The organism is Candidatus Accumulibacter phosphatis (assembly GCF_000024165.1).
In the GTDB taxonomy this organism is placed as follows: Bacteria; Pseudomonadota; Gammaproteobacteria; order Burkholderiales; family Rhodocyclaceae; genus Accumulibacter; species Accumulibacter phosphatis.
On sequence record NC_013194.1, the window covers coordinates 1,064,138 to 1,088,949 of the forward strand.

26 protein-coding genes are annotated in these 24,812 nt (G+C 64.2%); 9 read left to right on the plus strand and 17 right to left on the minus strand.

From position 1 onward, the window contains the following. Window positions 1-92: 92 nt before the first annotated feature. The 10 genes from frdD to gmk all read right to left on the minus strand — a co-directional run bounded on the left by frdD (window position 93) and on the right by gmk (window position 9,526). Complete coding sequence (gene frdD / locus CAP2UW1_RS04635; RefSeq protein WP_015765497.1) at window positions 93-464, minus strand: fumarate reductase subunit FrdD; 372 nt, start codon at window positions 462-464, stop codon at window positions 93-95. Next, on the minus strand, window positions 461-859 hold the full coding sequence (locus CAP2UW1_RS04640; RefSeq protein WP_015765498.1) for a hypothetical protein: 399 nt from the start codon (window positions 857-859) through the stop codon (window positions 461-463). Before CAP2UW1_RS04640 ends, frdD begins: the two co-directional genes overlap by 4 nt. Beyond that, window positions 856-1,611 (minus strand): succinate dehydrogenase/fumarate reductase iron-sulfur subunit, encoded by a 756-nt coding sequence (locus tag CAP2UW1_RS04645; RefSeq protein WP_015765499.1) that lies wholly within the window; start codon window positions 1,609-1,611, stop codon window positions 856-858. Before CAP2UW1_RS04645 ends, CAP2UW1_RS04640 begins: the two co-directional genes overlap by 4 nt. Then, the gene (frdA, locus tag CAP2UW1_RS04650) at window positions 1,604-3,391 is read right to left on the minus strand and encodes a fumarate reductase (quinol) flavoprotein subunit (RefSeq protein ID WP_015765500.1); all 1,788 of its coding nucleotides are present in this window, start codon (window positions 3,389-3,391) and stop codon (window positions 1,604-1,606) included. Before frdA ends, CAP2UW1_RS04645 begins: the two co-directional genes overlap by 8 nt. An 82-nt stretch (window positions 3,392-3,473) precedes the next feature. Continuing rightward, a complete protein-coding gene (rquA, locus tag CAP2UW1_RS04655; RefSeq protein ID WP_291911781.1) occupies window positions 3,474-4,196 on the minus strand; it encodes a rhodoquinone biosynthesis methyltransferase RquA in 723 nt (240 codons plus the stop codon). Between the two features lie 223 nt (window positions 4,197-4,419). Next, the gene (locus CAP2UW1_RS04660) at window positions 4,420-5,208 is read right to left on the minus strand and encodes a TatD family hydrolase (RefSeq protein WP_015765502.1); all 789 of its coding nucleotides are present in this window, start codon (window positions 5,206-5,208) and stop codon (window positions 4,420-4,422) included. Window positions 5,209-5,223: 15 nt separating this feature from the next. Then, on the minus strand, window positions 5,224-6,459 hold the full coding sequence (locus CAP2UW1_RS04665) for a D-amino acid dehydrogenase (RefSeq protein ID WP_015765503.1): 1,236 nt from the start codon (window positions 6,457-6,459) through the stop codon (window positions 5,224-5,226). Further along, window positions 6,456-8,654, minus strand: coding sequence for a RelA/SpoT family protein (locus CAP2UW1_RS04670; RefSeq protein WP_015765504.1), 2,199 nt, complete (start codon window positions 8,652-8,654; stop codon window positions 6,456-6,458). The genes CAP2UW1_RS04665 and CAP2UW1_RS04670 overlap by 4 nt, the downstream gene beginning before the upstream one ends. A 35-nt stretch (window positions 8,655-8,689) precedes the next feature. Continuing rightward, on the minus strand, window positions 8,690-8,896 hold the full coding sequence (gene rpoZ / locus CAP2UW1_RS04675; RefSeq protein ID WP_015765505.1) for a DNA-directed RNA polymerase subunit omega: 207 nt from the start codon (window positions 8,894-8,896) through the stop codon (window positions 8,690-8,692). 18 nt (window positions 8,897-8,914) lie between these two features. Continuing rightward, window positions 8,915-9,526, minus strand: coding sequence for a guanylate kinase (gene gmk, locus CAP2UW1_RS04680; RefSeq protein ID WP_015765506.1), 612 nt, complete (start codon window positions 9,524-9,526; stop codon window positions 8,915-8,917). Between the two features lie 149 nt (window positions 9,527-9,675). On the opposite strand from gmk, the gene CAP2UW1_RS04685 reads away from it, so the two are divergent. Continuing rightward, window positions 9,676-10,032, plus strand: a complete 357-nt coding sequence (locus tag CAP2UW1_RS04685; protein WP_015765507.1) for a hypothetical protein — start codon at window positions 9,676-9,678, stop codon at window positions 10,030-10,032. Between the two features lie 139 nt (window positions 10,033-10,171). Here the strand turns inward: CAP2UW1_RS04685 and CAP2UW1_RS04690 are convergent, their stop codons facing one another. Continuing rightward, the gene (locus tag CAP2UW1_RS04690) at window positions 10,172-11,038 is read right to left on the minus strand and encodes a YicC/YloC family endoribonuclease (protein ID WP_015765508.1); all 867 of its coding nucleotides are present in this window, start codon (window positions 11,036-11,038) and stop codon (window positions 10,172-10,174) included. Window positions 11,039-11,143: 105 nt separating this feature from the next. Between CAP2UW1_RS04690 and CAP2UW1_RS04695 the strand changes: the two genes are divergently transcribed. The 5 genes from CAP2UW1_RS04695 to hemW are packed head-to-tail and all read left to right on the plus strand — an operon-like array spanning window position 11,144 to window position 15,579. Continuing rightward, window positions 11,144-12,097, plus strand: coding sequence for a serine/threonine protein kinase (locus tag CAP2UW1_RS04695; RefSeq protein ID WP_015765509.1), 954 nt, complete (start codon window positions 11,144-11,146; stop codon window positions 12,095-12,097). Further along, the gene (locus tag CAP2UW1_RS04700) at window positions 12,094-13,011 is read left to right on the plus strand and encodes a PP2C family protein-serine/threonine phosphatase (protein ID WP_015765510.1); all 918 of its coding nucleotides are present in this window, start codon (window positions 12,094-12,096) and stop codon (window positions 13,009-13,011) included. Before CAP2UW1_RS04695 ends, CAP2UW1_RS04700 begins: the two co-directional genes overlap by 4 nt. A gap of 14 nt (window positions 13,012-13,025) precedes the next feature. Further along, on the plus strand, window positions 13,026-13,742 hold the full coding sequence (rph, locus tag CAP2UW1_RS04705; RefSeq protein ID WP_015765511.1) for a ribonuclease PH: 717 nt from the start codon (window positions 13,026-13,028) through the stop codon (window positions 13,740-13,742). Beyond that, window positions 13,739-14,326 carry an RdgB/HAM1 family non-canonical purine NTP pyrophosphatase gene (gene rdgB, locus CAP2UW1_RS04710; protein WP_015765512.1) on the plus strand — a complete coding sequence of 196 codons (588 nt, stop codon included), beginning with the start codon at window positions 13,739-13,741 and terminating at the stop codon, window positions 14,324-14,326. Before rph ends, rdgB begins: the two co-directional genes overlap by 4 nt. After that, window positions 14,326-15,579 (plus strand): radical SAM family heme chaperone HemW, encoded by a 1,254-nt coding sequence (gene hemW / locus CAP2UW1_RS04715; RefSeq protein WP_015765513.1) that lies wholly within the window; start codon window positions 14,326-14,328, stop codon window positions 15,577-15,579. Before rdgB ends, hemW begins: the two co-directional genes overlap by 1 nt. A gap of 49 nt (window positions 15,580-15,628) precedes the next feature. On the opposite strand, the gene CAP2UW1_RS04720 is transcribed toward hemW, so the two are convergent. Continuing rightward, the gene (locus CAP2UW1_RS04720; RefSeq protein WP_015765514.1) at window positions 15,629-16,789 is read right to left on the minus strand and encodes an ankyrin repeat domain-containing protein; all 1,161 of its coding nucleotides are present in this window, start codon (window positions 16,787-16,789) and stop codon (window positions 15,629-15,631) included. Between the two features lie 91 nt (window positions 16,790-16,880). On the opposite strand from CAP2UW1_RS04720, the gene CAP2UW1_RS04725 reads away from it, so the two are divergent. Further along, entirely contained in the window at window positions 16,881-17,411 is a 531-nt protein-coding gene (locus tag CAP2UW1_RS04725) for an energy transducer TonB (protein ID WP_015765515.1), read from the plus strand. Here CAP2UW1_RS04725 and trmB read toward each other — a convergent pair. Genes trmB through thiS form a run of 3 tightly spaced genes read right to left on the minus strand, consistent with a single transcriptional unit; the run spans window position 17,370 to window position 19,134 of the window. Continuing rightward, on the minus strand, window positions 17,370-18,113 hold the full coding sequence (gene trmB / locus CAP2UW1_RS04730; RefSeq protein ID WP_015765516.1) for a tRNA (guanosine(46)-N7)-methyltransferase TrmB: 744 nt from the start codon (window positions 18,111-18,113) through the stop codon (window positions 17,370-17,372). The two genes, CAP2UW1_RS04725 and trmB, sit on opposite strands and share 42 nt — an antisense overlap. 2 nt (window positions 18,114-18,115) lie before the next feature. Continuing rightward, window positions 18,116-18,910, minus strand: a complete 795-nt coding sequence (locus CAP2UW1_RS04735) for a thiazole synthase (RefSeq protein WP_015765517.1) — start codon at window positions 18,908-18,910, stop codon at window positions 18,116-18,118. A gap of 23 nt (window positions 18,911-18,933) precedes the next feature. Further along, the gene (gene thiS / locus CAP2UW1_RS04740; RefSeq protein WP_015765518.1) at window positions 18,934-19,134 is read right to left on the minus strand and encodes a sulfur carrier protein ThiS; all 201 of its coding nucleotides are present in this window, start codon (window positions 19,132-19,134) and stop codon (window positions 18,934-18,936) included. A 148-nt stretch (window positions 19,135-19,282) separates the two neighbouring features. Here thiS and CAP2UW1_RS04745 point away from each other — a divergent pair, with 148 nt between their 5' ends. Together CAP2UW1_RS04745 and CAP2UW1_RS04750 are read left to right on the plus strand one after the other, a co-directional pair. After that, entirely contained in the window at window positions 19,283-19,828 is a 546-nt protein-coding gene (locus CAP2UW1_RS04745; RefSeq protein ID WP_015765519.1) for a lipocalin family protein, read from the plus strand. Next, on the plus strand, window positions 19,821-20,360 hold the full coding sequence (locus CAP2UW1_RS04750) for a CIA30 family protein (protein WP_015765520.1): 540 nt from the start codon (window positions 19,821-19,823) through the stop codon (window positions 20,358-20,360). Before CAP2UW1_RS04745 ends, CAP2UW1_RS04750 begins: the two co-directional genes overlap by 8 nt. A 123-nt stretch (window positions 20,361-20,483) precedes the next feature. Here the strand turns inward: CAP2UW1_RS04750 and lpxH are convergent, their stop codons facing one another. Next, window positions 20,484-21,215, minus strand: coding sequence for a UDP-2,3-diacylglucosamine diphosphatase (gene lpxH, locus CAP2UW1_RS04755; RefSeq protein WP_015765521.1), 732 nt, complete (start codon window positions 21,213-21,215; stop codon window positions 20,484-20,486). Window positions 21,216-21,315: 100 nt separating this feature from the next. After that, window positions 21,316-24,786: a DNA polymerase III subunit alpha gene (dnaE, locus tag CAP2UW1_RS04760; protein WP_015765522.1), complete on the minus strand. Its 3,471-nt coding sequence runs from the start codon at window positions 24,784-24,786 to the stop codon at window positions 21,316-21,318. Window positions 24,787-24,812 lie beyond the last annotated feature (26 nt).

The following is a 24,812-nucleotide window of genomic DNA, read 5'->3' on the forward strand; positions in this document are numbered from 1 at the left end:
GCCGCGGCGATATCGCTGGCCTGCCGCGCCGTGGGTTCGGCTAGTCGGCCGGGCGTCACCCGGCCGACAGGCGTCACGAAAGGCTGCTGCGCCTAGAAACCGATCGCCAGCAGCGCGTATGCCGCGATCAGCGTCCCCACCATCGCCGTTCCATAACAGAGCAGTTTCGCTCCGGTGCCAGCATGGATGCCGATGTCGTGCAGGCTGTGGAAGATGCGGTGCGCCGCATGCCACAGGAAGAGGGCGATGATGGCGAAGATGAAACCCTTGCCGATGAAGTTCTTGGCGAAGGCGAGCATGTGCGGGTAGCTCATCGTGTCCGGTGGCAGGACCACGCCGAGCGGCACGGCGATGCCGGTAATGAACACCAGCATCGGACCGAGCAGCGCCGAAAGCATGCCACCGGCGCCGAACAGCGCCCAGAAGATCGGGGCGTTGGAACGTTTCAGTGTCGTTGGTTTCATCGTGCCATCCCCCATACCAGACCGAGCAGGGCAGCACTCGCCGCCGCGGCGACGGCAAGGCCACTGCCGGTGATTGCCCAGGCCGAGAGCCGCTGGCCGCCGACGATCACCGGTGGCATGGTCCTCGGCATGATCTTGAACCAGGTGTAGGTGTGGTAGCTGATCGCCACCAGCGCCAGCAGGTGGAAGCCGATGTACCACGGGTTCTTCAGTGCCATCAGCCACTCGTTCCAGGCAGCCTCACCCTGCGACAGCCGCAGCAGGCCGAACAGCAGTATCCCTGCGTAGGCCGCCACGAAGAGAGCGGTGGCCTCGTGAATCATGTACTCGACGAAGAACGGATTCTTCTTCCACCAGCCGTCCATCGAGCGAACATAGGGTCGACGCTTGTTCACTTGGCACCTCCCTTCGGAGCGAGGAAACGAAGAAAATAGTCGGCTGCGGCGTTGGTCTTGTTTTGGTTGACGGCGTTGGCCGGGTCAACGTGTTTTGGACACACTTCGGAACAGTAGCCCACCGCCGTGCAGTTGAAGACGCCTTCTTCGGAGTTGATGAGTTCCATGCGCTCGGCCTTGCCGCCGTCGCGCGAGTCGACATTGTAGCGATGCAGCAGCGCTGTCGCGGCCGGTCCGATGAAGCTGGAGTTGAGGCCGAACTGTGGGCAGGCGGCATAGCACAGCAGGCAGTTGATGCACGAGCTGAATTGCTCGTAAGCGTTGAGCTGCTCGGGTGTCTGCAGGTATTCGCCCTGCGCCAGGGTGCGCGGTTCCTTGGGGATGATGTAAGGCTGGATGCTTTCGAGTTTCTCGATGAAGCCCTCCATGTTGATCACCAGGTCGCGCTCGATCGGGAAATGCGACAGTGCTTCCACGCGTACCCGGGCCGGGTAATAGTCGCGCAGGAAGGTCTGGCAGGACAGGCTCGGTTCGCCGTTGATCATCATGCCGCAACTGCCGCAGATGGCCATTCGGCACGACCAGCGAAAACTCAAGGAGCCGTCGAGGTAGTCCTTGATGTACTGCACGCCCTGCAATACCGACATGTCGTCGGTGAAGGGGACTTCGAAGACCTGCTTGTGAGGTTCCTTGTCCTTCTCCGGGTGATAGCGCAGAACCTCGATTTCGATGACTTTCTGATTCTCAGACATTGGATGCCTTCCTTTCCTGCTCGGCCTTTTCGCCTGCGGCACCGTAGGCACGCGTGCCCGGCTGCGATTTGGTGATCTTGACAGGGCCGTAGTCGATGCGTGGCGCGGCGCCGGCGACATAGTGTGCCTGCGAGTGCTGCAGGAAGTTGATATCGTCGCGCGCTTCGAAACCGTCGAGTCGCTGATGCGCACCGCGCGACTCGCGCCGGTTGATCGCCGAATACGCCATCGCCTGGGCGACGTCAAGCTGGTACTCGAGTTCGATCGCCAGCAGCCACTCGGTATTCCAGACGCTCGACTTGTCCTCGAGATTCACATTCTTGAAACGCGCCTTGAGTTCGTCGAGCTTGTCACAGGTTTTCTGCATCGTCTCGGCCAGGCGATAGATGCCGCAGCCGTCCTCCATCGTCTGCGCCATTTCCTTGCGCAGCGTGGCGATGCGTTCGCTGCCGCCGGTCTTCGTCTTCAGCCCGGAAATCCGCTGTTCGACGGCCTGTGCCTGCTTGAGCAGACTCGCCGAATTCCCCGGCGCCACCGACTTGGCGAAGCGGGCGGCTTCGACTCCCGCCACTTTGCCGAAGACGAGGAGTTCGGAAAGGGAATTCGATCCCAGACGATTGGCGCCATGGATGCCGACACTCGAGCATTCGCCGGCGGCATAGAGGCCCGGTAGTGGCGCGGCGCAGCGACCATCGACAAGGATACCGCCCATCGTGTAGTGCACGGCGGGGCGAACCGGGATCGGCGCGCGCGCCGGATCGACGCCCATGAACTGCTCGGCGAGCTCGTAGATCTGCGGCAGGCGCTCGCGCAGTTTTTCCTCGCCGAGATGGCGCAGGTCCAGATGCACGACTGAACCGTGCAGGCCTTCAATCGTTCGGCCTTTCTGCTGCTCGTACCAGAAGGCCTGACTGAGGCGATCGCGTGGGCCGAGTTCCATCGCCTTGTTGCGCGGTGTCGGCTCGGCCGGACCGAGACCGTAATCCTGCAGATAGCGGTAGCCGTCCTTGTTGACCAGGAAGCCGCCTTCGCCCCGGCAGGCTTCCGTGAACAGCAGTCCGGTACCGGGCATGCAGGTCGGGTGATACTGGACGAATTCCATGTCGCGCAGCGGCACGCCGTGCCGATAGGCGAGGGCCATGCCGTCGCCGGTGACGACGCCGCCATTGGTGTTCTCGCGGAACACACGGCCGGCGCCGCCGGTGGCGATGACCACCGACCTGGCCTCGACCAGCGTCAGTTCTCCGGAAGCGATCTCGATCGCCACGACGCCTTGGACGCGCCCTTCCTCGACGATGAGATCAACGCAGAAATGCTCGTCGAAGCGTTTGATCGACGGGTACTTGATCGACGTCTGGAACAGTGTGTGCAGCATGTGAAAGCCGGTCTTGTCGGCCGCAAACCAGGTTCGCTCGATCTTCATGCCGCCGAAGGCGCGCACGTTGACATGCCCGTCCGGCGTCCGGCTCCACGGGCAACCCCAGTGCTCGAGCTGGGTCAACTCTTCCGTGCAGTGAGCGACGAAGTAGTCGACCACATCCTGCTCGCACAGCCAGTCGCCACCATGCACGGTATCGTTGAAGTGATATTCGAGGCTGTCCGTCGCCTGCTTGACTCCCGCTGAGCCACCCTCTGCGGCCACCGTGTGGCTGCGCATCGGATAGACCTTCGAGACCAGAGCGATGCGCAGCGTCGGATCCGTTTCCGCGACGGCGATTGCCGCCCGCAGGCCGGCGCCACCGCCGCCCACGATCACTACATCTGCCTTGTATGTCTCCACGCTTTATCCTTTCTCGCGCCCGGCATGGCCAGCCGCGAACAACATACGACAAGCCCCGGAAGATCCGGGGCCGACTGATTGCTTACTCGTCGGTTTGCCTGTCCTTGACAGGTTCGGCAACCTTGAGCGTCAACATCTGATACATGCCACCAAAGAAGCGCTGCTTGCTGACGGTGAGGAAACTGCCGTTCTTCGGTAACCAGGCAGCGACTTCCTCGCTGAAAAGGTCACGCGCAAAAGGTTCCAGCCGGTCGAGAACGGGTTTCCAGAAGTAGCGCAACGGGTTGAAGCGGTTCGGCGGCGCATAGTCCACGATGGTCAGGGTTCCGCCGGGACGGACCACGCGCAGCGCCTCGGCCAGGGTTCGCTCGCGCACCGCCTGGGGTTGTTCGTGCAGCAGGAAGAACAGCAGCGCCCGGTCGAAGCTCGCATCGGCAAAGCCCAGCGCCGCCGAATCCATGCAATGCAGCTTTATCGGCACGTCCCGCGGTAGCTTGCTGGCCAGATTGTCGAGCTGGATCGGCAGGATATCGACGATTTCCAGCGAGCCGTCCGGTGTCACGCAGTTGGCCAGGCGCGGCGTCAGGTCGCCGTAGGCACAGGCAACCTGCAGCGTCCGACCGGGCAGATGATGGCCGTAATCATGGAGAACCGCGTTGCACAAGCGCTTGTAGTTGCCCCAGAGAATGAGATTCACCAGCCACTGGCGCTCGAAGACATGCACTGCCCGCGGATGGACGTAGGCCCACCAGTAGTGCGCTTGCAGGTACTGCGGGACGGCAGGCAGGCTTTTCTTGACAGCCACGCAGGTGGCACCAGGTCGATCGATGCGAGTTTTCATAGGGAAGATGTTATGGTTTACGATCGGCTGAATGCCGCGTTGGGACCGATAAGCCTGGCTGAAGTTCCCGCTGTAAATTTGCGTGTGCCCGAGAATGCCCTGGCACACGCTCCGCCAAGGGCTCCGCACGCTGCCCGCCCTCCTGGAAGCCAGGGAGCTCGAAGCCGACAGGGCGTACCCTACCCGATCAATCGAGTGAAAGCAACTCGGGCAGAACGGCCAGCGCGTTGGCTGACGTCGCCCGCGCCAACTCGGCCGGCTCGATGGCGCGCAGTTCCGCGAGTGCTTCGGTGATCCGCGGCAACTGCGACGGCGCGTTGCGCCCGCCCGCCAGCCAGGCCGGCGGCATGTCCGGAGCATCGGTTTCGAGGACCAGGGAATCGAGCGGCAGCGACGCGGCCAGGCGGCGGATGCGCGTCGATCCGGCATGCGTCAGCGCGCCGCCGAAACCGAGCTTGAAGCCGAGGCTGATGAACTCGTCCGCCTGTTGGCGGCTGCCATTGAAGGCGTGCGCGATGCCCCCCCTGACGCGGATGCGGCGCAGGTTCTTGAGCACCTGGTCGATTGCCCGGCGAACGTGCAACAGCACGGGCAGATCCGCCGCGCGCGCGATCTTCAGTTGTTCAACGAAGAAATACTCTTGCCGCTGGAAATCGGGATCCACGATGAACAGGTCGAGGCCGATCTCGCCCACGGCCACCGGCCGGGGAGAGTGGTCGCCAGATGGCCGTAGCCAGTCGCGCAAGGTGTCCAGATCGGCCTGGCTGGCGCGCTGCACGTAGAGTGGATGGATGCCGTAGGCCGGCGCACATCCGGGATAGCGCGCGCAACACGCGCGCACCTCAGGAAAGCTCGTCGCGTCGACGGCCGGAACCACCAGCGCCGAGACGCCGGCCGCTCTGGCGGCGGCGGCGACATCATCCCGATCATCGGCAAACTCGTCCGCAGCCAGGTGGCAGTGCGTGTCGATCAGCATGCTGAGAAAACGCCGTCAAAGGAACTTGAAATCCGGCTCGGGCGCGCGGCCGCTGACGATGTCGGCCAGCGCCGCGGCGGAACCGCAAGCCATTGTCCAGCCAAGCGTTCCGTGACCGCTGTTGATGAACAGGTTGGGAAACGCCGAACGGCCGATCAGCGGCACGTTGGAAGGCGTTGCCGGCCGCAGACCACACCAGAACTGCGGCTCGCCAGCCGGCTGCAGCGCCGGAAACAATTCGTTTGCCCGGTTCATCAAGGCGCCGCAACGTACCGCGTTGAGCTCGGTGTCGTAGCCGTTGAACTCGGCTGTTCCGGCGATACGCAGGCGTTGGCCGAGGCGCGAAAAGACGATCTTGTGGCCATTGTCGATCAGGCTGACAGTCGGTGCCACGCTGTCCGCGGCGAGCGGCACGGTGGCCGAGTAGCCCTTCGCCGGATAGATCGGCAGGCGGACGGCGACGGGACGGAGCAATAATGGGGTGTAGCTGCCCAGGGCGGCGACGTAGGCGTCGGCCTGGTGCAACTCGCCGCCGGCAAGCAGCCCGCTCACCCGCCCGTCGGACGTGGCGAGCTTGTCGATCGTGACGCCGTAGCGGAAGACGACGCCGCGCGCCGCGCAGAGGGTCGCGAGACTTTGGGTGAAGCGATGCGCGTCACCCGATTCGTCTTCGGCCGTGTAGTCGCCGCCGACGAGCAGTTCCTTCGCCCCGGCGAGCGCCGGTTCGATGGCGATGCACTCGTCGACGGCAATCGTTCGTCGGTCGCAGCCGAAGTGACGCATCACGGCGGCGGCCTTGGTCGCCGCGGCGAACTCGCCGCTAGCGGTGTAGACGTGCAGGATGCCACGCTCGAGGTGATCGTAGGCGAGTGCAGTTTCGGCGCGCAGCGCCTGCAACTGGCGGCGGCTGTAGAGCGCGAGCGTGACGATCTGGCGGATGTTGTCGCGCGTCCGGCGCGGCGTGCACTCGCCGAGGAAGCGCAGGCTCCAGTTGAGCAGGGCGACGTCCCACCGCGGGCGAAACAGCAAGGGCGAGTCTTCGCGCAGCATCCACGCCAGGGCCCGCAACGGGGTGTGCGGGTTGGCCCACGGTTCGGCATGCGAAACGGAAATCTGGCCGCCATTGGCGAAACTGGTTTCCATGCCGGCCGCTGCCTGGCGATCGATCACGGTCACCTGGTGTCCGGCTCTGGCCAGATACCAGGCACTGGTGACGCCAACGACACCGGCCCCGAGGACCAGAACCTTCAAGCAGTCAACCCCTGGTCCCGGGAAATCCGTGCCACTTCCGGGATGCGACGCAGGCCGCGCATCAGGCGTGCAAGAGACGTGCGACTGCCAACCTGGACGGTGAAATGCAGGGTTGTGTATAGCCCGGGATGCTTCTCGTCCATGTTGACATGCTCGATGTTGGTGCCCGAGTTCGATATCTCGGTGGCGATTCTACCCAGCACGCCAAGCGTATTCTGCACCATGATCCGCAGGCGCACGCTGAACAGCTTGCCGGGCTCGGGTTCCCACTCGACATCGATCCATTTCGTCGGTTTGGCAGTGCGCGCTTTGCGGATCGCCGGGCAGTCATGGGTATGGATCACCAGACCTTTGCCCTTCCAGATCGAACCGATGATCGGGTCGCCGGGAATCGGCTGGCAGCAGGGCGCGAACTGCACGGCCATGCCTTCGGTGCCGCGAATGATCAGCGAAGCGGGCCGCTTGTCTGTCGGCTGTGGCGCTTCCTCGCGGGCCAGCAGGCGGCGGGCAACAACGCCCGCGATGCGGAAACCCAGGCCGATGTCGGTGTAGACCTCCTTGATCAGCTTGTTGCCGGAATCGCGCAGAACGCTCTTCCAGCTCGAAACCGGCAGCTCCGAGGCGACAACGCCGAGGGCGCGCAACTCCTGGTCGAGCATTTTCTCGCCGAGTGCCGTGGACTCGTCGTTGTGGGCGGTCTTCAGGTAGTGGCGGATCTTGCTGCGCGCTCGCCCGGTCTTGACGTGGGCGAGCCAGGCCACGCTGGGATGCGCATCGGCGGCGGTGACAACGTCGACCCGGTCGCCGTTCGTCAACTCCGTCGCCAAGGGCATCAGGGTGAAGTTGATCTGGGCAGCCACCGAGTGATTGCCGATGTCGGTATGCACCGCGTAAGCCAGGTCTATGGGCGTTGCACCGCGCGGCAGAGCGATGATCTTGCCTTTGGGCGTAAACACGTAAATCTCATGGGGAAAGAGGTCCACCTTGACGTGCTCGAAGAACTCGGACGTATCGCCGGCCGTACTCTGCAGGTCGAGCAGCGAATGGAACCACTTGGTGGTCTTCTGTTGCAGTTCGGCGCCGAAGGATTCCCCGTCCTTGTAGAGCCAGTGCGAAGCAATCCCCTCCTGCGCCACGTTGTCCATCGCCGCGGTGCGGATCTGCAACTCGAAGGGCGTTCCATGCGGACCGATCAGGGTGGTGTGCAACGACTGGTATCCGTTGGGTTTGGGAATGGCGATGTAGTCCTTGAACTTCCCCGGCACCGGCTTGTAAAGCGCGTGCAGCGAACCCAGGGCAAGGTAGGCCGTCGGTACATCGGTGACGACGACCCGGAAACCGTAGACATCGAGCACCTGCGAGAACGACAGTCGCTTCTCCAGCATCTTGCGATAGATGGAGTAGAGGCTTTTCTCGCGCCCGAAGACCTGCGCGTCGATGCCGGTGTCGCGCAGCTTGCCCTTGATGCCTTCGAGTATTCGCGACAGCAATTCCCGCCGGTTGCCCCGCGCAGCCTTCAGCGCGCGCGCGAGCACACGCGCGCGCATCGGATAGATCAGCTGGAAGGAGAGATCCTGCAGTTCCTGAAACAGTTTGTTGAGGCCGAGCCGGCTGGCGATCGGTGCGTAAATCTCCAGCGTCTCGCGGGCGATGCGTCGCCGTTTGTCGGCGCGCACGGCAGCCATCGTCTGCAGATTGTGGTGGCGGTCGGCCAGCTTGATCAAGACCACGCGCAGGTCACGCGCCATGGCCATCAACATCTTGCGGAAATTTTCCGCCTGTGCTTCCTCGTGCGACTGAAACTCTATCTTGTCGAGCTTCGACAGTCCGTCGACGAGATCCGCAACCGGCTTGCCGAAGCGCTCGGCGATCTCGCTCTTGCCGACCGTCGTATCCTCCATCACGTCGTGCAGGAGGGCGGCGACTACGCCTTCGACATCCATCTGCCATTCGGCGATCGCGCCGGCGACCGCCAGCGGGTGGGTGATGTAGGCTTCGCCAGACAGGCGGAACTGACCGCGATGCGCTTGTTCGCTGAACAGATAGGCATCCCGAACGATCTGCAGTTCTTCCGGCGGAAGATAGCTCAGGCTGTCGATGAAAACCTGGTAAGCGGGATCATCCTCGGGATGCGGGCAGGTGTTTTCGGCCGCCGCGACTTCGGCTGGCCTGGCGGTCTCGGCAAGCGTATTCACGATTACGCCTTGGGCAACCCGTCGTTGGCCGAGGGTCAGGCCTGGCCGCGGTTGAGCACCTCGAGGCCAATCTTGCCGGCGCCGATTTCGCGCAGCGCAATCACTGTTGGCTTGTCACGACCGGCATCGATCAACGGTGTGGCGCCCGAGGTAATCTGACGGGCACGATAGGTAGCCGCCAGGGTCATCTGAAAGCGGTTCGGGATGCGGTGCAGACAGTCGTCTACGGTCACTCTGGCCATGCAAATCTCCCTGGAGGGTCAAGCAAGCAGTGTTGAGAACAGGATGGCGTGGCGTTGGCTTTGCGCTGCATAGCGGAGTCGCGAAGCCGCCACGACCGCCAACAGATCGTGTAACGCACGTGGCAATTCGTCGTTGATAATAACATAGTCGAATTCGCCGACATGCCGCATCTCCTCACGAGCCGCGGTGACCCGACGAGCAATGATCTCGGCACTGTCGGTCGCCCGCTGGCGCAGCCGACGCGCCAGTTCATCGAGCGAAGGCGGCAGGACGAACACGCCAATGGCCGCCGGGAACCATCTGCGCACCTGCTGCGCACCCTGCCAGTCGATCTCCAGCAGAACGTCCTGGCCTGCGTGCAGGGCAGCTTCGATGCCGCTTCTCGATGTGCCATAGTAGTTGCCATGCACTTCTGCCCATTCGAGGAACTCGCCCTCACGAACCTTGTCGAGAAAGTCCGGCACGTCCGTGAAGTGGTACTCGATACCGTTCCTTTCGCCAGCGCGCGGTGCGCGCGTCGTGTGAGAAATTGACAGGCGAATGCCGGGATCGTTCTCGAGCAGCAACCGCACCAGGGTCGTCTTGCCGGCGCCGGAGGGGGCGGTGACGATGTAGAGATGTCCAGTCATGTGTGCTGGCCAGTTAACGCCAAATTTCAATTGTACCTGCGGTGCGCCTCGTTACGGTGAGCGCGCAACGTCTGTCGGCATGGACTCGCCGGCCCTTACCGACGAAAATTGCGCATTGAAAGCGTTTACACCTAGCGAGGAGCAATCCGATGTCCCGATGGAAAGTGGTGCAGCGATACGTCCTGGTGCTTGCCGCAATGTCGGCAGCGCCGGCGGGCGCTGCTGTCCCGATCAAGATCCTCGGCTTTGACGACATGTCGTGCCGTGCCTGGTCGGCATCCAAGGACGATGCCGATCTCCGGGCACTCTACGTCGCCTGGGTGCGCGGTGTCCTTACTGGCCACAACTACGCCAACCAGAGTCAGCAGGTGTCGACGCTGTCGACCGGGACGGTCGAGCAGCATGTTCAGCGCTACTGTGTCGAAAAGCCGCTTGGCCAGTTCAGTGATGCGGCATTTCGTCTGAGCGACCAGTTCTCCGGTCGCAACTCGCCGATCACGAAGTAGAACCAGAGCCGCTGCGGCTTGCCTCCCCGGGAGAGCATCGGCGCGACGGCGGGAAGAGAGCACGCGCCGGTGGCAGGTCAACCGTTCATCTCCGCATTCTCGGACCGCCGAAAGCGACGCGGTAGTGCCGCGCGATCTGCTACTCCAGATTCTGCACCTGCTCGCGCATTTGTTCGATCAGGAGCTTGAGCTCGATCGCCGTCTGCGAAACCTCGGCGACGAGCGACTTGGAGGCAAGCGTATTGGCTTCGCGATTGAGTTCCTGCATCAGAAAATCGAGACGCTTGCCACTCGCACCACCCGTCGTGAGTACGCGTGCAACCTCGTCGAGATGGGTGGCGAGGCGCGCCAGTTCCTCGGCGACATCGATGCGAGCGGCGAAGACCGCCACTTCCTGACGGATGCGCTCGTCAGCCGCGCTATCGACGGCATCCAGCAGGCGCTGTCGCAGCTTTTCGTTGAAGGCTGCCTGGGCAGCGGGAATCCGCGGTCCCACGTCGCGCAGCAGGAGACGCATGCAGGCCATCCTTTCAAGTATCACGCCGGTCAGCTTTGCGCCCTCGCGTGCCCGGCTTGCGGTGAAGTCGCCCAACGCTTCACCGGCGAGGGCCAGACAGGCTGAGCTCAGGGCATCGCCATCCACGGAGTCGTCGCCAAAGATGCCGGGCCAGTGCAGCACATCATTGACGGCCAGCGGGACCGCCAGCGGCATGACGCTTCGCACTTGGGCATCGAATGCTCGGAGGCGCTCGAGCAGGTCGCCATTGAGGCTGCTTTGCGCGTTGTTGCCGACCGTCGACACGTAGTTCACACGGCATTCGACTTTGCCGCGGCTGATGTGCGCGTTGATGAGTTCGCGCAGCGCGGGCTCGCTCATGCGCAACTCGTCGCAGACGCGGAACTGGCAATCGAGATAACGGGAATTGACGCTCTTCAATTCAATGTGCAGGGCGCCGCCTTTGACGGTGCAGGTTCTGGCGGCATAGCCGGTCATGCTGTAGATCATCGAAATCCTGACAGGGGTTGGCGTTCTCGGATGGGAAGCCGGCTTTACAGTTCCCCCCAAAAACCTCGACAATGGGTGAAGACTCCCATGATAGCCTTGACATCGATGGCGCAACAAGCGAACCAACCCCTTCCTGCCGGTTTTCAACTCGATGAATACTGCATCGAGAAACAGCTGTCCCTGGGGGGGTTTTCGATAGTCTATGTCGCTACCGACGGCCAGGGGCAGCGTGTCGCGATCAAGGAATACCTGCCCAATACGCTGGCCTTGCGCGCGGAGGGCAAGACGGCGCCGATCATTTCCGAAGAACACCTGCCAGCCTTTCGCTACGGCATGAAGTGTTTCTTCGAGGAGGGCCGGGCGCTTGCGGGGCTTGCGCATCCGAACGTGATTCGGGTGTTGAACTTCTTTCGCGCCAACGGGACCGTTTACATGGTCATGGAATACGAGGAAGGCTGTACGCTGCAGGAACTGATCCAGAACAACCCGGGCCGGGTGACCGAGAACTTCATCCGCAATGTATTTACAAAGATGCTCAACGGCCTGCGCGAGGTTCACTCGCATCGCCTGCTGCATCTCGACCTCAAGCCGTCAAACATCTACATGCGCAACCACCATGTGCCCGTGCTGATCGACTTCGGCGCGGCACGCCAGACGCTGGCGTGCGATGCGCCGATGCTCAAGCCGATGTATACGCCGGGCTTCGCTTCGCCCGAGCACTACAGCCAGCAGCGCGATCTCCTCGGTCCGTGGAGCGACATCTACAGTGTCGGCGCGTCGATGTATGCCTGCCTCGCCGCGAGTACGCCGGTGCCGGCAGACATTCGCAAGGCCAGGGACGAACTCAAACCGGCCATGGTGCTCTGGGACGGGAAGTACTCGGACCAGTTGCTCGAAACCATCGACTGGTGCCTGTGCCTGAATGAGCGCTATCGCCCGCAGAGCGTTTTCGCCCTGCAGAAGGCGCTCACCGAGCCGGTGGTGGCGCCGGATCCCCCGCCGAAGGACAACTGGCTTGGCCAGATGGTCGGCAGAATCAGGAAGTCCAGGGACGCATGAAATTCACGATCTATCAGGAAACCCGGATCGGCAAGCGCGCCAACAACGAAGACCGGTTGGCACACTGCTATTCGCGCGATGCGCTGCTGACGGTCGTCGCCGACGGCATGGGGGGCCATTACTATGGCGAAGTTGCTGCGCAGATCGCCGTGCAGACGCTGACCGAGGCCTTCAAGCGCGAATTCAAGCCCCGGATTCGTGACCCCTTCATGTTTCTGCAGAAGGGGATGCTCAACGCGCACCGTGGGATTCTCGACTTCGCCGGCAAGCATCATCTGCAGGATTCGCCGCGCACCACCTGCGTCGCCTGCATCGTTCAGAACAACGTCGCGTACTGGGCCCACTCCGGCGACTCACGTCTGTACCTGCTGCGCAATGGCAAGGTGCTGGCGCAGACCAAGGATCACTCGCGCGTGCGGCTGCTGGTCGATCAAGGGGTCATCACCGAAGACGAGGTGCTCAGCCACCCGGACCGCAACAAGATCTACGGCTGCCTGGGTGGCCAGCAGACGCCGGAGGTCACGTTCTCGCACAAGGTGACGCTGGAAGCCGGCGACGTCCTGGTGCTGTGCACCGACGGAGCCTGGAGTGGCTTGCCCGGCGACATCCTGGCAATAGCGCTGAAGACTGCCGACCTGCTGCGTGCCGTGCCGCTGCTGCTTGGGCAGGCAGAAGCGCGGGGCGGGCCGACTGCCGACAACCTGTCGATGATCGCCGTGCGCTGGCAGGACACCTACAGCGACGGTAGCAGCGGTGGCAGCAGCGTGATATCCACCAGAACGATGCCGCGGGATACGGTGACGACCAAGATGGACGAATTCGGGCGCAACCCGCAATCCAGGACCGAGCTTACCGAAGCCGAAATCGAACGCGCCATCGAAGAGATCCGCTCGACCATTCAGAAGTACAAATAGCAACAGGAATCCCGATGCGCCCCAGCCAACGCCAACCGTCACAACTGCGCCAGGTGCGCATTACGCGCCAGTTCACAAGCCACGCCGAAGGCTCGGTATTGATCGAGATCGGCGACACGCGCGTGCTGTGCACGGCCAGCGTCGAGGAGTTCGTGCCGCCCTTCCGGCGCGGTACGGGAGCGGGCTGGGTCACCGCCGAGTATGGCATGCTGCCCCGCTCGACGCACACCCGTACTCAGCGCGAAGCGGCGAAAGGCAAGCAGACTGGCCGCACCCAGGAAATCCAGCGTCTGATCGGCCGTGCCCTGCGTGCGGTGACCGACCTCAAGGCGCTCGGCGAACGCCAGATCACGCTCGACTGCGACGTCCTGCAGGCCGACGGCGGAACACGCTGCGCCGCCATCACGGGCGCCTGGCTGGCGCTCAATGATGCCTGCGCGCATCTTCTGGCCCAGGGCAGGCTGGTCGTCAACCCGCTAAGCGATCACGTCGCCGCCATTTCAGTCGGCATCTACCAGGGATCGCCCGTTCTCGACCTTGACTACGCCGAGGATTCAAGTTGTGACACCGACATGAACGTGGTGATGACCGGTAGCGGGGGCATCGTCGAAATCCAGGGTACAGCCGAAGGCGTTCCCTTTACGCGCGGCCAGATGAACCAGTTGCTCGATCTGGCCGATGCCGGCATCGGCCAGCTGATTGCCCGGCAGAAAGCGGCGCTCGCCCAATGAAACTCGTACTCGCCTCGAACAACGCGAAGAAGCTCAAGGAACTCGACGCCATTCTCGCGCCGCTGGGATGGGAACTCGTTCCGCAGGGGCAACTGGGCATCCCGGAGGTCGAGGAGCCGCATTGCACCTTCGTCGAGAACTCTTTGGCGAAAGCTCGCCACGCGTCGCGGCTGGCGGGACTGCCGGCCCTGGCAGACGATTCCGGCCTGTGCGTCGACGCCTTCGGGGGAGCGCCAGGCGTCTTTTCCGCACGCTACGCGGGGGAACCGAAATCCGATGCCCGCAACAACGAGAAGCTGCTTTCCGCCCTTGGCGAGACGGCTGCACGCGGAGCCCGCTTCGTTTCAGTGATCGTTTTTGTTCGTCACGCCGACGATCCGCAGCCGATCATCGCCGAGGGTGAATGGCATGGCGAGATTCTGTCAGCAGCACGCGGCGACGATGGCTTCGGCTACGATCCCCTGTTCTACATCCGCGAGCTCGACAAGAGCGCTGCCGAACTCGACGCCGCCGAAAAGAACCGGCGCTCGCATCGTGGCCAGGCGCTCGCCCGCCTCGTCGAGCGTCTTCAGCGGCTGCGCTGATGCCGGGCGGCGGGGCCCGAGCGGTCATCCCGCTGCTTCGGCGGCCCTTGGCATCGGCAGCTGGAAACCCCGTCGAGTTCCGCAACCCGCCGCCGCTGGCGCTGTACGTCCATGTTCCCTGGTGCGTACAGAAGTGTCCGTACTGCGACTTCAACTCGCACGCCTTGCCGGTAGGTAGCAGCATTGGCCAGCGGCAGACGGCGATCCCCGAGAGCGACTACCTCGCGGCCCTGATCGCCGACCTCGAATCGGCCTTGCCCCTGGTCTGGGGACGCCGGGTTGACAGCGTCTTCATCGGCGGCGGAACACCCAGCCTGCTCTCCGGCGAGGGAGTCGACGAGCTTCTTGCCGCCGTGCGCAGCCGCCTTCCCTTGCTGCCGAACGCCGAAATCACCCTCGAAGCCAATCCGGGAACCGTCGAAGCCGGAAAGTTTGCCGCCTTTCGCGCTGCCGGCGTCAACCGCCTGTCGCTGGGAATCCAGAGTTTCAACTCGCGGCACCTCACCGCCCTCGGCCGCATCCACGACGATCGCGACGCCAGACTGGCGATCGGGATCGCCGCCAGCCACTTCGACAATTTCAATCTCGACCTGATGTACGGTCTGCCCGGGCAGACGCTGGCGGAGGCTCTTGCCGACGTCGACGCGGCACTTGCCTGCGCACCACCGCATCTCTCCTGCTATCAGCTGACCATCGAGGCGAACACCGCCTTTGCTGCCCGACCGCCCGCGTTACCCGACCCGGATACCTGTGCCGACATGCAGGACGCGATCGAGACGAAGCTGGCGGCCGCCGGTTATCGGCACTACGAAATCTCCGCTTTTGCGCGGGCTGGCCAGGAGTGCCGGCACAATCTCAACTACTGGCAGTTCGGCGACTACCTGGGCATCGGTGCCGGGGCCCACGGCAAGCTGACGCTGCACGACCGCGTGCAGCGTCAGATGCGCTGGAAGCGGCCGGAGCAGTATCTCGCCAAGGTGGCGGCGGGGACGCCGGTGCAGCAGGAGTTCACCGTCGCCCCTGCCGAGCTGCCCTGCGAATTCATGATGAACGCGCTACGCCTGGTCGAGGGTTTCGCGGCGCCGCTGTTCGAGATGCGCACCGCGCTGCCCCTGATCAGCATCGAGAGCCAACTCCGGCAGGCCGAACGCGATGGTCTCCTGCAGCGGCAGGGGCAGCGCATTGCGCCCAGCGAGCGGGGCCGGCGCTTTCTCAATCAGCTCGTTCAGCGCTTTCTCGCCGAGCGCCGATGAGCGTGCTCGGCGGGACGGTGCACACGCCGTCCCGCCGGCGGCCGGCGTCCTACTGTTGCATCGCTTCGACCGCCTGAGAGAGCTGCTGCCGGAGTTCGTCGGCCGGTCGTCCCTGCACCTCGCTCAGGCGGATCTGCCGCAGCAGATCGGACACCCGCGCCGCCGCCAGACTGCGCGCTTTCGCCGCGGCGATCGGCGGCGGCGTTTTCGTGGTCTTGCTCGCCGGAACGGGGGCGTCCGCCATCGTCCCCGGCTGCCCAGTGGGTTTGCTTTCGATCAGCTGCGCGCGCTCGGCACCAGGCTGGCCGCGGCGGGCGGTGATCACCATGGAACGTGGCTGATAGGGGCGCGGCATCGGCCGCTGGGCGAGTGGCGCCGTACTGGTGCTGCGCAGAGCATTGACGGCCGCGAGCAGCTTCTTGTGCAACTCCTCGCTCGGTCGACCTTCGGCTTCGGCGGCCCTTATCTCCTTCATGATCGCCTCGATCTCGCGCGGAACCGATGCCGAGCGGCTGGGCTCGCCAAAGTTCTCTGGTGGCGCCTTCACTGCGATCGCGAACTCTTCCGGTGAGGAGATCATCTTGGCCAGCCGCAGATGGTTGTAGCGCATGGCCATGGTCAGTGGCGTGTCGCCCCAGTCGCTCTGCAAGGCGGGATTCGCACCCGCTTCGAGGAGCACCTTCGCCAGTCCGTCGCGACCTTCGCGGGCGGCCATCATCAGGGGCGTCGCGCCGTTCGGCGCACGCGCATTGACGTTGGCCCCGCGCGCGAGGAGATCGCTGACCACCTTCTCGTGACCGTTGAAGACCGCGTAGTGCAGGGCCCCCCACTGATTTCCCTGGCGTTCGAGTGGCGCCCCGTGCTCGAGCAGCCATTTGACCGCGTCCAGATGCCCACCCCAGGCGGCGAGTTGCAGCGCCTGCTCGCCGTTGCGGTTGGTACGCCGCACATCGGCACCGCGCTCGACGAACAGCGCCATCATCTCGATGTTGCCATACCAGGCGGCGACCATCAGCCCACTGCCGATGTGTGCTGCCTGGTACTCGGGATCGAGGCCGTCATCGAGCCAGCGCTTGACCGCGCGAAGATTGCCGCGCTCGACGGTGTACTCGAAAGTGATCGGATCGGGTGCCGGCGCCTGTGCCCATACGGCACCGACGAGCAGCCACAGCAATAGCCATCGACAGGTTCCAGCCCACACGACTCGCACCAGTTTTCTCCCCTCCAACCCGGCAGCCGAGGCGCATCGAGTTGCCTTCGCGTGTTCTGCGGCACGGTTTTGGTTCACAATGACAGGTTCCATGCTGTCTCGCCTGATCCCCGCCCTTGCGCTCTCGCTTGCCCTGCACGCCAGCCTGCTGTTGCCAGATATCCTGAAGCGCGAGGCCACTGCGGTGCGTCCGGCGCTTGAGGCGTCGCTGCGCCTGCCGCCAGTCAGGCCCTCGCTCCCCAGCGACGAACCGCTGCTGAAGAACACCTTGCCCACCGACAAGCCTTCCCCGGCCATCAAGCCGCTGCCGCCGCCACCTGCGGCGCGCGCGCCGTCGCCTGCCAGCAGGACGACGCCCAGACGTGAAGTTGAGGCCGCTCAGCGCAAACTGTCGCAACACCTCTACTACCCGCCGGAGGCGGTCGCCCGGGGCCTCGAGGGCGAAGTGCGGCTGATCCTGACCCTGTCGGACGACGGCCGCATCGTCGATGTGGGCGTCGCCGCCAGCAGTGGTCACCCGGTTCTGGACAAGGCGGCAGAGAGGGCGGCCTGGGCGATGGGGAGAGTAAGCTGGGCTCAGTCACGCGAGCTGATCCTGCCGGTCATCTTCCGTCTCGACTGACCCCTGTCGCCGCCGAAAGACCACGTCCCACACCGCGTGCCCAAGGCGCAAGCCGCGCTGCTCGAATTTTGTCTGTGGGCGATGCTCGGGGCGCGGCGCGAAGCCCGCTACGGTGTTTTCGAGCCGGGCTTCGGCGGCGAGCACGCGGAGCATCTGTTCGGCGTAGTCGTGCCAATCCGTGGCGCAATGGAGGTAGCCGCCGGGTCTCAGTCGGCTGGCGAGCAGAGCCACGAAAGGCTCTTGCAGCAGCCGCCGCTTGTGGTGACGTTTCTTCGGCCAGGGGTCGGGAAAGAAGATGTGCACACCGGCGAGCGACGCTGGCGCGATCATGTCCCGCAGCACCTCGACGGCGTCGTGCTGGATGATGCGCTGATTCTGCAGGCCCAACTCGGCGACCAGCTTGCACAGGCTGCCGACTCCTGGCGTGTGCACTTCAATGCCGAGGTAGTCGTTCTCCGGATGGCGAGCAGCGATCACTGCCGAGGTCTCGCCCATGCCGAAACCGATTTCGAGAATCCGCGGCGCCGTACGCGCGAACGCGGCGTCGAGGTCGACGAGCGCCGCACGGTATGGCACGCCGATGCTTGCCATCATCTGCTCACGATAGCGCTGCTGGGCATTCGAGACACGGCCCTGGCGGCGAACGAAGCTGCGGATGGACGCCTCCCTGTCGGGGGCGGCGACGCTTCCCCGGTCTTCCATGGCTAGGAGCCGATCAACCCCGCCGTCGGCGACGAAGGATCGGCCGAGTAATACTTGCGCGGCATGCGGCCGGCGAGGAACGCTTCGCGCCCGGCCTCGACCGCCTTCTTCATGGCGCTGGCCATCAGCACCGGATCGCGGGCATGCGCGATGGCGGTATTCATCAGCACGCCGTCGCAACCGAGTTCCATGGCGATCGCCGCGTCGGAAGCCGTGCCGACGCCGGCATCGACGAGCACCGGCACTTTCGCCTGATCGATGATCAGGCGCAGGTTCCACGGGTTGATGATCCCCATGCCGGAGCCGATCAGGGAGGCCAGGGGCATCACCGCAACGCAACCGATCTCCTCCAGCATGTGCGCCTGGATCGGGTCGTCGGCGCAGTAAACCATCACCGCGAAACCTTCCTTGACCAGCGTTTCGGCCGCTTTCAGGGTTTCCGGCATGTTCGGGAACAGGTTGGTCGGGTCGCCCAGCACTTCCAGCTTGCACAGCGCATGCCCGTCGAGCAGTTCGCGCGCCAGACGCAGGGTGCGCACCGCATCCGCCGCCGTATAGCAACCGGCAGTATTCGGCAGGATCGTGAATTGCGACGGTGGCAGAACGTCGAGCAGATTCGGTTCGCCGGCATTCTGGCCGATGTTGGTGCGGCGAATGGCGACGGTGACGATCTCGGCGCCCGACGCATCGATCGCCGCCCGCGTCTCGGCGAAATCCTTGTACTTGCCGGTGCCGACGAGAAGACGAGAGCGGTAGGTCTTGCCGGCTACCGTCAGACTGTGTGGGGAGGAGGGCATTTGTCTCTCGCTTGGCAATGAGGTCAGCCGCCGCCGACGGCAACGACGATCTCGATCCGGTCACCGTCGACCAGCGTGGTTTCGGCATGACGGCCGCGCGCAACGATTTCACCGTTGCGCTCGACAGCGATGCGCTTGCCCGCATGGTCGAGTGCCTTCACCAGATCGGCAACCGTCAGCGAGGCAGGAAATTCGCGGCTTTCACCGTTGATCAGGAGTCTCATGGGAGTTCGATTTTACCACGCTGCAAGGCCATCACTCGGGTTGGCTGACATCAGCCGGAACTGCCGACAGCTTGACACTGTTCGGGGCCTTTCGCGAACTACGGCGGCCGATCATTGTCTGTTCTAATCCTCATCAACGGTCGATGCCATGCGCCGCTCCCTGCTCAAGCTGCTGTGCCCCTTGCTGTTCCTCGTTCTTCTTCCCGCCTGCACGAGCCTTCCGGAAGGTATCACGGCAGTCGACAACTTCCAGCTCGACCGCTACCTCGGCAAATGGTACGAGATTGCTCGTCTCGACCACTCCTTCGAACGCGGTCTCAGCGATGTCTCCGCCGAGTACCGCCGGGCACCCGATGGCAGCAGCGTGGAAGTGATCAACCGTGGTTACAGTGCCGACAAGGGAGCCTGGAAAGAGGTCATCGGCAAGGCAAAGTTCATTGGCGACCCGAGAGTCGGCTCGCTGAAAGTCTCGTTCTTTGGCCCCTTCTACGGCGGCTACCACATCGTCGCGCTCGATGAACGCGACTACCATTGGGCGCTGGTCGTCGGCCCGAGTCGGGATTACCTGTGGATCCTGGCGCGCGAGCGCCGCCTGCCCGCCGACGTTCGCCAGCGACTGCTCGACAAGGCGGGGCAACTGGGCTTTGCGACCACGCGACTGATTTGGGTCGATCAGGATCGGCCCGATGCCTGAGGTTGCGGAGGCTGGCCCGTCCTGCAGCGGCATCCTCGTCGCTTTCGACGGCCCGGAAAGCGTCCTCGCCTGGTCAGCGATCGACGATGCGGTGATGGGTGGGCTGTCGAGCAGCCGTCTGGTCTTCGCCACCGAGGGACATGCGGACTTCATCGGCACCGTTTCGCTGGCCAACAACGGCGGTTTTGCTTCGGTGCGAACGCTGCCCGGCGCCTACTCCGCTCCGGGGATGCTGTCGGTGCGTCTGCGCGTCCGCGGTGACGGTCGCCGCTACAGGTTGAACCTGCGCACCGACGATGCCTGGGACGGCGTCAGTTACCAGGCGGCGCTCGTGCCGCCGGTCGGGCAGTGGGGCGAGGTGGTGCTGCCGATCGGTGAATTCGCGCCGCGCTACCGTGGCCGGGCCGTGCTCGCGCCGGCCCTCGATCCCGGGAGAATCCGCCGCCTCGGCCTGATGATTGCCGACCGACAGCCGGGGCCCTTCAGGCTCTCCATTGGCTGGCTGCGCAGCGAAGCGGCGGCGCTAGGCTGACGGGGCGGTGTGGCTGGTCGGGGCGACCTTGGCCGCCATGGCGAACAGTTGGCAGGCACGCTGGCCTCCGCGTACGGGATCGATGGTGCGCATGAAAGCTGCGCATGCGGCCCGCAGAAGACGCTAGGCGCCGATCGGGAAGGATGCCAGATCAAAACCGTCGGCATCCACCTGTAGGGCCCAGCCTCTGGCATCCCAGTCACCGAGCACGAGTCTCCGCGCCGGTTCGCCGGCCACCTGCAGTTCATGAATTGCCGGGCGATGGGTGTGGCCGTGGATCAGCGTCCTGACCCCGTGTTTCTGCATCACGGACGGTATGGCTTCGGGGCTGACGTCGATGATGTCGGCGGCTTTCATCGCCGTTCTTTCGAGACTCTCGCTGCGCAGCTTGCGCGCCAGCGCCTGGCGTTTCGACAGCGGCATGACGTGGTGCAGGATGAACAGTCCGAGGGGGCTACGGATGCGGCTGCGCTTGCGCAGGTACTGGACATCGCGGGTGCACAGAGTGTCGCCGTGCATCAGCAGCACTCTCTCGCCGCCCAGTTGCACGACGCTCGGGTCGGGTAGCAGGGTGCAGCCAGCCATGCGGCAGAAGCGCTTGCCGATCAGGAAGTCGCGGTTGCCGTGCATCAGATGGATGCGCGTGCCGGCGTCGGCGGTTTCCTGCAATGCATTGGCAATCGCGCGCTGACTCGCGGTCATGCCATCGTCGCCAACCCAGACTTCGAAGAGGTCGCCGAGGATGTACAGCGCCTCGGCGGTTACCGCGCGCGTCTGCAGGAAGTGCAGGAAGGCCCGGGTCAGGTCCGGCCGTTCCTCCTGCAGATGGAGATCGGAGATCAACAGAACGGTCATCGGTGTGGTCGATCAACTCGGCATTCGTGATGACTCATGAGCAGGGGGCGGCAGGAGCAGAGGGGGCGAAAGTAATCGGACTCGCCTGCGTGAGGTCCGATCATGGGTAGTCCACGCTGACATTGTCGCTGCTCAACCATTCGCTGAGCGCCACCAGCAGATCGTCTTCGAGGCGGACCCGATTGGCGTCACCGAAGGCGAGCTCACAGGATGCCTCACCATTGCGGTAGGCGAGCCGGACCGGGCAATTGCCGGGTGTGTAGGGCGCCAGCAGCGTGCGCAGGCGTTGCACGGCGGCGCGCGCGCCGCTGCCGCTGGCCTGGCCGTTGAGCGACAGGCGCAGGTGACGGGCAAACCGCCCGCGTGCTTCGGCCAGTGTCAGCAGGTGTTCGGCGATGATGCGCACGCGGCCTTCGCCGGCGAAGTCGTCGCGCTGCACGCGGCCTTCGACGATCAGCACCTCGTCTTCGCGGATCTTGGCGCGCTCGCTTTCCAGCAATTCGCTGAACACCGAGACCTCGAGCGATGTGCTGCCGTCGTCGAGCTGGACGAAGACCATCTTGCCGCGTGCGGTGAGTTTGCTGCGCACGCCGACGACCAGTCCGGCGAGCCATTGCACTTCCTTCCGAGCTTCGAGCGCCGCCAGCCGCGTGCGCACGAAGCGCGACACTTCGGCCTGCACGCTGTGGAACGGGTGGCCGGAGAAGTAGAAACCGAGCGCCAGCTTCTCTTCGTTGAGCTTCTGGCGTTCGCTCCAGCGGGCGACCTCGACGTACTGCGGGCCATGCTCGCGATCCTCCTCGCCGCCCGCTTCGAAGATGTCGAATAGGCTGACCTGCATGGCGTTGCGCTCGGCCTGCTCGGCGGCTTCCATGGCGATGCCGACCGAGGCGAGCAGCCGCGCGCGGTGGCTGTCGAGCGAGTCGAAGGCGCCGGCACGAATCAGCGCTTCGATCGTCCGGCGGTTGACGAGCCGCTTGTCGACGCGCCGGCAGAAGTCGAAGAGGTCCCGGAAAGCGCCCGCCGCCGAACGGGTTTTCAGGATCGCGTTGACCGCCTGTTCGCCGGTGCCCTTGACGGCGCCGAGACCATAGCGCACGGTGCTGCGGTCGACCGGCATGAAGCGGTATTCGGAGGCGTTGACGTCCGGGCCGAGGATGCGCAGGCCGTTGTTGATCGCATCGTCGTGGAAGATTTTGACCGTGTCGGTGACGTCCATGTCCGATGACAGGGTCGCCGCCATGAAAGCCGCGCAGTGGTGTGCCTTCAGCCAGGCGGTGTGGTAGGTGACGACGGCGTAGGCGGCGGTATGCGACTTGTTGAAGCCATACTCGGCGAACTTCTCCATCAGGTCGAAGAGCTGCATCGCCAGCTTTTCGTCGTAGCCCTTCTTGCGCGCGCCCTCGCGCATCAGGTCGCGATGCAGCGCCATCTCCTCGGCCTTCTTCTTGCCCATCGCGCGGCGCAAGAGGTCGGCGGCGCCGAGCGTGTAGCCGCCGATGATCTGCGCGATCTGCATCACCTGTTCCTGGTAGACGATGACGCCGTAGGTGGGTTCGAGGCAGGCCTTCAGATCGTCGATGTAGTATTCGATCTTCTGCTGACCCTTCTTGCGCAGGATGAAGTCGTCGACCATTCCCGAGCCGAGCGGCCCCGGCCGATACAGCGCGAGAACGGCGATGATGTCCTCGAAGCGGTCGGGCGCGAGCTTTCTGACCAGCTTCTTCATGCCTTCCGATTCGACCTGGAAGATTGCCGTCGTGTTGCCGTCCTTGAGGATCTGGTAAGCCTGCGGATCGTCGAAGGCCATCGTCGCCAGATCGGGACGCACACCGCTCAGTTGCTCGACGTACTTCAGCGCCAGCTCGATGATCGTCAGGTTCCTGAGACCGAGAAAGTCGAACTTCACCAGCCCGACCTTCTCGACGTCGTCCTTGTCGAATTGCGAAACGACTGAACCGCCATCGGCCGAGTACACGGGGCAGAAGTCGGTCAGCTTGCCGGGAGCGATCAGTACGCCGCCGGCATGCATGCCGACGTTGCGTGTCAGATCTTCGAGCCGGGCGGCGAGCGCGAAGAGATCCCTGACTTCTTCCTCGTCGTCGATACGCGCTTGCAGTTGCGGTTCGGCGGCAATTGCCTTGGCCAGCGACAACGGCTTGTTGGTCTCGACCGGGATCAGCTTGGAAAGCTGGTCGCAGAAGTTGTACGGCAGATCGAGCACGCGTCCGACATCGCGGATGACCGCCTTCGACGACATGGTGCCGAAGGTGACGATCTGCGATACCGCCGCCGCCCCATACTTCTGGCGCACGTATTCGATGACCCGCCACCGGTTGTCCTGGCAGAAGTCGATGTCGAAGTCGGGCATCGACACCCGCTCGGGGTTCAGGAAGCGCTCGAAGAGCAAGGCGTAGCGCAGTGGGTCGAGGTCGGTGATGCCGAGCGCGTAGGCGACGACCGATCCGGCGCCCGAGCCACGGCCCGGTCCGACCGGGCAACTGTTGTGCTTGGCCCAGTTGATGAAATCGGCAACGATCAGGAAGTAGCCGGGGAAGCCCATCTGGACGATGGTATCGGTCTCGAGTTGCAGGCGCGCGTCGTAGGGCGCCCGCTCGGCAGTGCGCACGTCGGGGTCGGGGAAAAGCTGCTGCAGGCGAATTTCGAGGCCGGCGACCGCCTGCTGGCGAAGAAAATCGTCGAGCGTCACGCCTGCCGGCGTCGGGAAATCGGGCAGGTAGCTCTTGCCGAGTGTGATCTGCAGATTGCAGCGCTTGGCGATCTCGACCGAGTTGGCGAGCGCTTCGGGGAGATCGCCAAACAGGGCGAGCATTTCGTCAGCCGACTTGAAGTACTGCTCTTCCGTGTGTAGCCTGGGGCGCCGCGCATCGCCGAGCATGTAGCCTTCGGCAATACACACGCGTGCCTCGTGCGCCTTGAAATCATCGCGTTCGAGAAACTGGATCGGGTGGGTGGCAACCAGCGGCAAGCCGAGTTCGCCGGCCAGATCGGCGGTCGCGGCGACCAGCGCCTCCTGCTGCGCCTGTCCATAGCGCTGCACTTCCAGATAGAACGCACCGGGGAAGGTCTTTTCCCAGCGCGCTGCGCGGTTCGCGGCCAGTTCTTGATTGCCCTGCAGCAGCGCCTCGCCAACATCGCCGGCGGCGGCGCCCGACAACGCGATCAGGCCGTCGACGCCGACTTCCTCGAGCATCCGGCGGGTGATTTCCGCGCGCCCGCGTACGCGCGGCGCGAGGTAGGCACGCGACAGCAGTTCGCAGAGCTGCAGGTAGCCCGGCCGCGAGCGACAGAGCAGCAGCAGGCGATACGGTCGGTCCGGGTCGCCGTCGTTGGCAATACAGACATCGCTGCCGAGTATCGGCTTGATCCCCTTGCTGCGCGCCGACGAGTAGAACTTGACCAGACCGAAGACATTGGCGAGGTCACTGAGTGCCAGGGCCGGCATGCCGTAGCCGGCCGCACGCGCAACCGCATCATCGAGGCGGACGATGCCGTCGGTAATCGAATACTCGCTGTGCAGGCGGAGATGGATGAACGGGGCTTCGAGCATCCCGCCATTTTACCCCGAGGGCGGGC

Bases quoted from the DNA above. Each gene is read 5' to 3' on its own strand.
- CAP2UW1_RS04745 (WP_015765519.1), top strand. From the start codon at position 19,283: ATGCGCCGCTCCCTGCTCAAGCTGCTGTGCCCCTTGCTGTTCCTCGTT.
- CAP2UW1_RS04735 (WP_015765517.1), bottom strand. From the start codon at position 18,910: ATGCCCTCCTCCCCACACAGTCTGACGGTAGCCGGCAAGACCTACCGC.
- CAP2UW1_RS04685 (WP_015765507.1), top strand. From the start codon at position 9,676: ATGTCCCGATGGAAAGTGGTGCAGCGATACGTCCTGGTGCTTGCCGCA.
- dnaE (WP_015765522.1), bottom strand. From the start codon at position 24,786: ATGCTCGAAGCCCCGTTCATCCATCTCCGCCTGCACAGCGAGTATTCG.
- rpoZ (WP_015765505.1), bottom strand. From the start codon at position 8,896: ATGGCCAGAGTGACCGTAGACGACTGTCTGCACCGCATCCCGAACCGC.
- rdgB (WP_015765512.1), top strand. From the start codon at position 13,739: ATGAAACTCGTACTCGCCTCGAACAACGCGAAGAAGCTCAAGGAACTC.
- lpxH (WP_015765521.1), bottom strand. From the start codon at position 21,215: ATGACCGTTCTGTTGATCTCCGATCTCCATCTGCAGGAGGAACGGCCG.
- CAP2UW1_RS04645 (WP_015765499.1), bottom strand. From the start codon at position 1,611: ATGTCTGAGAATCAGAAAGTCATCGAAATCGAGGTTCTGCGCTATCAC.
- CAP2UW1_RS04700 (WP_015765510.1), top strand. From the start codon at position 12,094: ATGAAATTCACGATCTATCAGGAAACCCGGATCGGCAAGCGCGCCAAC.
- hemW (WP_015765513.1), top strand. From the start codon at position 14,326: ATGCCGGGCGGCGGGGCCCGAGCGGTCATCCCGCTGCTTCGGCGGCCC.
- frdD (WP_015765497.1), bottom strand. From the start codon at position 464: ATGAAACCAACGACACTGAAACGTTCCAACGCCCCGATCTTCTGGGCG.
- thiS (WP_015765518.1), bottom strand. From the start codon at position 19,134: ATGAGACTCCTGATCAACGGTGAAAGCCGCGAATTTCCTGCCTCGCTG.
- gmk (WP_015765506.1), bottom strand. From the start codon at position 9,526: ATGACTGGACATCTCTACATCGTCACCGCCCCCTCCGGCGCCGGCAAG.
- CAP2UW1_RS04725 (WP_015765515.1), top strand. From the start codon at position 16,881: ATGCTGTCTCGCCTGATCCCCGCCCTTGCGCTCTCGCTTGCCCTGCAC.
- CAP2UW1_RS04695 (WP_015765509.1), top strand. From the start codon at position 11,144: ATGGCGCAACAAGCGAACCAACCCCTTCCTGCCGGTTTTCAACTCGAT.
- CAP2UW1_RS04750 (WP_015765520.1), top strand. From the start codon at position 19,821: ATGCCTGAGGTTGCGGAGGCTGGCCCGTCCTGCAGCGGCATCCTCGTC.
- CAP2UW1_RS04690 (WP_015765508.1), bottom strand. From the start codon at position 11,038: ATGATCTACAGCATGACCGGCTATGCCGCCAGAACCTGCACCGTCAAA.
- trmB (WP_015765516.1), bottom strand. From the start codon at position 18,113: ATGGAAGACCGGGGAAGCGTCGCCGCCCCCGACAGGGAGGCGTCCATC.
- rph (WP_015765511.1), top strand. From the start codon at position 13,026: ATGCGCCCCAGCCAACGCCAACCGTCACAACTGCGCCAGGTGCGCATT.
- CAP2UW1_RS04660 (WP_015765502.1), bottom strand. From the start codon at position 5,208: ATGCTGATCGACACGCACTGCCACCTGGCTGCGGACGAGTTTGCCGAT.